The organism is Brevibacillus sp. MER 51, assembly GCF_023714195.1.
Classification (GTDB): domain Bacteria; phylum Bacillota; class Bacilli; order Brevibacillales; family Brevibacillaceae; genus Brevibacillus.
In genome coordinates, this window is record NZ_JAMAUS010000036.1 from 1 (window position 1) to 5,634 (window position 5,634).

A 5,634-nucleotide genomic window follows, 5' to 3' on the forward strand; every position below is an offset into this window, starting at 1 on the left:
AACATTAAAAGGATAGCGCTACACCTAGCGAAAGCAAGTTAGGTGCAGGCTATCCTTTTTTTCAGCACTTCGTGCTGGAACAATGCCAAAAAGAAATCCCCCAAAAGGGGGTTTCTCTTCAGTCTGAAGAAAGGTGAGTAAAGCACCTTTCTTCTTTTACATGCACAGCTATTATTTCTTTTCTACGAAATCTGCGTACTTGTAGTCTACAGCACCCAGACCATCGATGATAACATCTTGTACTCTGTCGTCCTTAACCCAAGATTGAGTATAGTAGTAGATTGGCATAATCGGCATTTCATCCATCAGGATTTGCTCAGCCTGAGCCAGGATTGCTTTACGTTTTTCTGGGTCTAGCTCCAGAGCGGATTGGTTCAGGAGTTCTTTGTACTTCGGATTTTCCCAACGAGTATCGTTGTTTCCGCCGTCTTTTTCCTTGAACATTTCCAGGAAGTTGATTGGATCGTTGAAGTCACCCAACCAGCCTGCACGAGCCACTTGGTATTTACCTTGGTGTACATCATCCAGGTAAACCTTCCACTCTTTGTTCTCAAGCTTCACGTCTACGCCGAGGTTTTTCTTCCATTGGTCTTGGATTGCCTCAGCAATCTTTTTGTGACCTTCGGAAGTGTTGAAGGAAAGAGTAAGTGCCGGGAATTTGGTGAGACCCTCTTCTTTCAGTCCTTCTTCGAGCAATTTCTTCGCTGTTTCGATGTCATTATCTTTATAGAAACCGTCTTTGTTCAGCGCCATGCTTGGTGGTACATAGCCTGTTGCAGGCAATTGACCAGCTTGCAGGATGTTGTCGATCAGGCTTTGACGATCGATCGCATAAGCAAACGCTTTACGGATTTTCACATTGTTGAACGGTGGTTTTTCAGTGTTGAAACGATAGAAGTAAGTACCCGCGATTGGCTGAGTTGTCATTTTGCCGGATTCTTTCAAAGCCGGGATCGCGTCTGTTGGCAACGCAGAAGTTGGAGCACCTGCCCAGTGCAACTCACCATTTTCCCACATGGACAGCTCTGTATTCTCATCTTCTACCATGGAGAATTCGATTTTGTCCAATTTTACGTTGTCTTTATCCCAGTAGTTATCGTTTTTGGAAACAACGAGCTTGCTCTTGTGCTCCCAAGAATCCATTTTGAATGGACCGTTACCAATAACTGTTTTCGCATCGGTAGCCCATTTATCGTTGCCTTCCACTACTTTTGGATTAACTGGGAAGTATGTTTTGAATGCAACCAGCTCCAGGAAGAATGGAGTTGGGTTCGTCAATTCTACTTCGAGTGTTTTATCGTCAATTGCTTTTACGCCAACGTCTTCCACTTTACCTTTACCTTTGTTGTAGGCTTCTGCACCCTTCACATAGTACAGTTGGTATGCATAGTTGGAAGCTGTTTTTGGATTAAGAGCGCGTTTCCAAGCATATTCGAAATCTTTTGCCGATACTGGATCGCCATTGCTCCATTTGTTATCACGAATTTTGAATGTATATTTTTTACCGTCTTCAGAAACAGTGTAGCTCTCTGCTGCTGCTGGATTGTATTTACCGTCTTTACCAACGCGAGTCAGACCTTCGAAGGTAGCAGTGATGATGGTGCTGGAAGTTGTATCTTCCGCGATACCTGGGTCAGCAGTTGGTGGCTCGGAGTGCAGGTTCAGTTTCAGTACTTTAGAGCCAGCTGGTGCAGAATTTTCTGTCTTTGCTCCGGAAGCGTTGTTATCTGCCGGTGCCGCCTGGTTTCCGCCACCGCATCCTGCGAGTGCCGCGCCAAGAACGAGGATAGAACTCATTGCCACGAAAACATTCTTTTTCATACAAGTAATCCCCCTTTTCTAAATCTTTTATCAATATACATGGTTTTATATATTTTTTAAATATGTTTTAGAATGATTTAATAAATTTTTATTTATTTATAAAGAGAATTAATGAATTGTAAAATATATTGATCGATAAATAAATTTCCCAAAACATTCCTACCCCAATACCACTAAGAAAAACCGCATGATATCAAGCTTTTTCAGAGGTGAGGATTAAAACCTCATTTATTGATATCTTTTTTCATTCACCCAATTTTATCCACATTCAGTAAAATGACAATAGTAATTTAATTTATAATTTTATAATTTCTAATATCACCTTCAATCCTCTGGTCGATTCTTTTCGCTTAAAATGGTTTACAAAAAAAGAAGAGTGCCGTAGCACCCTTCCTTTATCACAACAAGCTATGCGCTTTTTCTTATTGAATGTCTGCCCATTTCCAGTCTGCGAAACCGAGACCGTCGAGTACTACACCTTTTACTTTGTCTTTTTTCACATAAGAATGTGTGTAGTAGTAGATTGGAGCTGCTGGCATTTCGTCCATGAAAATAGCTTCTGCTTGTGCCAGGATTTGTTTGCGTTTCTCTGGGTCCTTTTCCAGAGCAGATTGGTTCAGCAGCTCTTTGTACTTCGGATTTTCCCATTTCGTGTCGTTGTTGCCGCCATCTTTGTCCTTGAACAGGTCCAAGAACGTGTATGGATCGTTGTAGTCACCAGTCCAGCTGGAACGTGCGATTTGGAATTTACCTTGGTTCACATCTTCCAAGAATACTTTCCATTCCTTGTTCTCCAGCTTAACATCTACGCCGAGTGCTTTTTTCCATTGGTCTTGGATCGCTTCGGCAATTTTCTTGTGACCTTCAGACGTGTTGAAGGAAAGAGTCAGGGTAGGCATTTTGGTAATGCCTTCTTCCTTCATACCTTCTTCCAGCAATTTTTTCGCTGCTTCTACATCGCCGTCTTTGAAGTAAGGGCTTGTTGCCACTGCCATTGTTGGCGGGATCAGACCCATAGCTGGCTCTTGGTTTGCTTGCGTGATGTTGTCGATGATCGATTTACGATCGATAGCATAAGCAAACGCCTTACGGATTTTCGCGTTGTTGAACGGCGGAACTTCCGTATTGAATTTGTACAAGTACGTACCCGCGATCGGGCGTGTTTGCATTTGACCGGATTCTTTCAATGCAGGAATCGCATCGGTAGGAAGTGCGCTCAGAGGCGCTCCGGACCAATCCAAATCGTCATTGTCGAACATGGACAGCTCAGTATTTGCATCTTCAACCATGGAGAAGTTGAGCTTGTCGAGTTTTACAGCGTCTTTATCCCAGTAGGTATCGCTCTTCACGAGAACCAATTTGCTCTTATGTTCCCATGTTTCCATTTTGAATGGACCGTTACCCACGTGAGTTTTTGCTTCGCCTGCCCATTTATCGCTGCCTTCCACTACTTTTTGGTTAACTGGGTAGTACGTATAGAACGCAGTCAGCTCCAAGAAGAATGGTGTTGGGTTCTTCAAAGTTACGACGAGTGTTTTATCGTCTTTCGCTTTTACGCCAACATCATCAGCTTTTGCTTTACCCTTGTTGTATTCTTCTGCATTTTTCAGGTAATACAATTGGTAGGAGTAGTTAGATGCTGTCTTCGGATTGAGCGCTCGCTTCCAAGCGAATTCAAAATCCTTTGCAGTAACTGGATCTCCATTGCTCCATTTGCTGTCACGCAGGGTGAATGTATAAGTAAGGCCATCTTCGGATACGTCAATTTTTTCTGCTACAGATGGATGTGGCTTGCCATCTTCGCCAATACGAGTGAGACCATCAAATGTTGCACGCAGAACCGCACTGGAAGTAGAATCCTCAGCCAATGCAGGGTCAGCAGTTGGTGGCTCGGACATCATGTTCATTCTCAATTCTTTAGGACCACTTGTTTGCTCACCAGCAGGTTTGCTACCTTGCTCGCCTGCTTTCTCGCCGCCGCCACAGCCTGCCAGCGCCGCACTCAGAACCAGAATAGAACTCATTGCTGCAAAAACGCTTTTTTTCACGGTGTTGACCCCCTCTTTTTCTATCGGTAAAGATTCCTTGAAAGCTACTCCACAAATATACTGCATTTTTAGTAATATTGAAGACATTTTAAGTAAAATTAATTATGTTTTATTGAAACATCAAATTCTATTAAAGGAAATAAAAATGGTAGTTTCATCATGATGAAGTATGCCTCGTACATAAAAAATTATGCAGCAAGAAAACAACCCCTCCAGCCAGAAGGCGAAGGGGTTCACTATGATTAAATTTGTGCTCGTCGATACTCGTTCGGCGCTACACCGACGATTGCTCGAAAATCTCGAATGAAGTGAGAGTGATCGTAGTAGCCTAGAGAGGTAGACAGATCCAGCCAATCTTGGACCGTTCCTTGATCAATCTGCTCGGCTGCTTCATGCAATCTGTATCGTTGGATAACCGACTTCGGGCTAACCCCTACATAACGGTCAAACAAGCGCTGCATCGTCCTCATGTTCATACCGGTCAACTGTACCGCATCCTCGACCCTGAGTACGGATCGGTCTGCCTGGATCATCCTGACGATTTCACTGATGCGCGCTACATTCGGGTCACGCTTCGGCAAATGTTCGAATAGAAAGGCTTCTACCCTTTTCCTCATTTGCTCATCATCTGGCAGGCTTAGCACTTCTTTCTCAAGCGGGTCGGTGGCAACACCAAATACGGCTTCCAGACTCGCAGAAGTTCCGCTCAGCTTTGATATCGGAGCATTCAGAAACGGATAAAAACCTCCGGGCCTGAATTTTACTCCGAACACCTGACCTTGTCCCTCTAAAAGATGCGAGGAAGTCGTGCGGGCTACACCAAAAATACCAGTCGCTCCTTTTTCAAACACCAGATTCACATTGGGATGAGCCAGTACGGTTTGCAAGTAAGGAAGTTCCTTACGCAAATCCCACCGGACGACCCAGTAATGCTGCACGAAGTAGCTGATTTCAGCAGATGGCTCGTATCTGGCCAGCGAAAATTTTTTCTGTCCAATCATGGCATGCAGTACACCCTTTGGGAACTTGGCAGTCTGATTTTCCAAGGTGCGCCTCCTGTCGTGTTTTTACAATACACACTACCGATTTCTTCTTATAGTAAGAGTAGTAGTTGGGAGACTTGATTACAATTCCCAAATGAAAAAATCAGGGGGTAAAACGATGGATCTTCGCTTCGATTTCTACATTGGTGCTACGCCAGAGCAGGTCTGGCATGTCCTTACTTCCGATGAAGGCGTAAAGAGTACTTTCTTTGGCTGTACAATCCGTTCAACTTTTCAAGTAGGCGATGAGATGGCCTACGTTGGTCCGGGAAAAGCCGGTGACGACACGGTGCATGTATACGGGAAAATCTTGCAGTTTGAACCTCATCACATTTTCAGTTTCACTGAACATCCTGGTCCTGCCTATTACGAGAATCATGCGGAATTGCAGACTCGCGTCACTATTACCTTAGAGCCGGTTGGCGGCTGCACCAAACTGACACTGATTCAGGATCAATGGACAAAAGACCATCCCTCCCACGCAAGTGCCAGCAGCAATTGGCCAATGATGCTCTCGTCGATCAAGACGTATGCGGAGACAGGCAAGACACTTGATTTTGGCTACTAATACAAACGAATCCCGAGTCCAGCAATTTTGAAGTGACCCAGTAAATTGAGACAAGGAAAAAGCACCTCCTGAATCGTATTCCAAATATGATTCTAAGGAGGTGCTTCTTTAATGGGCACAAGAGTGCATTACCCAGAAGAAGTAAAATGGCAAG

Annotated in this window: 4 protein-coding genes; 1 reads left to right on the forward strand and 3 read right to left on the reverse strand. The window is 44.2% G+C overall.

Annotated features, from left to right (window positions below):
- Positions 1-171: 171 nt before the first annotated feature.
- The 3 genes from M3630_RS30380 to M3630_RS30390 all read right to left on the reverse strand — a co-directional run bounded on the left by M3630_RS30380 (position 172) and on the right by M3630_RS30390 (position 4,915).
- Complete coding sequence (locus tag M3630_RS30380; protein WP_173611910.1) at positions 172-1,821, reverse strand: peptide ABC transporter substrate-binding protein; 1,650 nt, start codon at positions 1,819-1,821, stop codon at positions 172-174.
- 422 nt (positions 1,822-2,243) lie between these two features.
- Positions 2,244-3,869, reverse strand: a complete 1,626-nt coding sequence (locus tag M3630_RS30385; protein ID WP_173611909.1) for a peptide ABC transporter substrate-binding protein — start codon at positions 3,867-3,869, stop codon at positions 2,244-2,246.
- Between the two features lie 242 nt (positions 3,870-4,111).
- Positions 4,112-4,915 (reverse strand): helix-turn-helix domain-containing protein, encoded by an 804-nt coding sequence (locus M3630_RS30390; protein ID WP_251254659.1) that lies wholly within the window; start codon positions 4,913-4,915, stop codon positions 4,112-4,114.
- 115 nt (positions 4,916-5,030) lie between these two features.
- On the opposite strand from M3630_RS30390, the gene M3630_RS30395 reads away from it, so the two are divergent.
- Positions 5,031-5,480, forward strand: a complete 450-nt coding sequence (locus M3630_RS30395) for an SRPBCC family protein (protein WP_221866635.1) — start codon at positions 5,031-5,033, stop codon at positions 5,478-5,480.
- Positions 5,481-5,634 lie beyond the last annotated feature (154 nt).

Coding starts and splice junctions, on each gene's coding strand:
- M3630_RS30380 (WP_173611910.1), bottom strand. CDS start 1,821: ATGAAAAAGAATGTTTTCGTGGCAATGAGTTCTATCCTCGTTCTTGGC.
- M3630_RS30395 (WP_221866635.1), top strand. CDS start 5,031: ATGGATCTTCGCTTCGATTTCTACATTGGTGCTACGCCAGAGCAGGTC.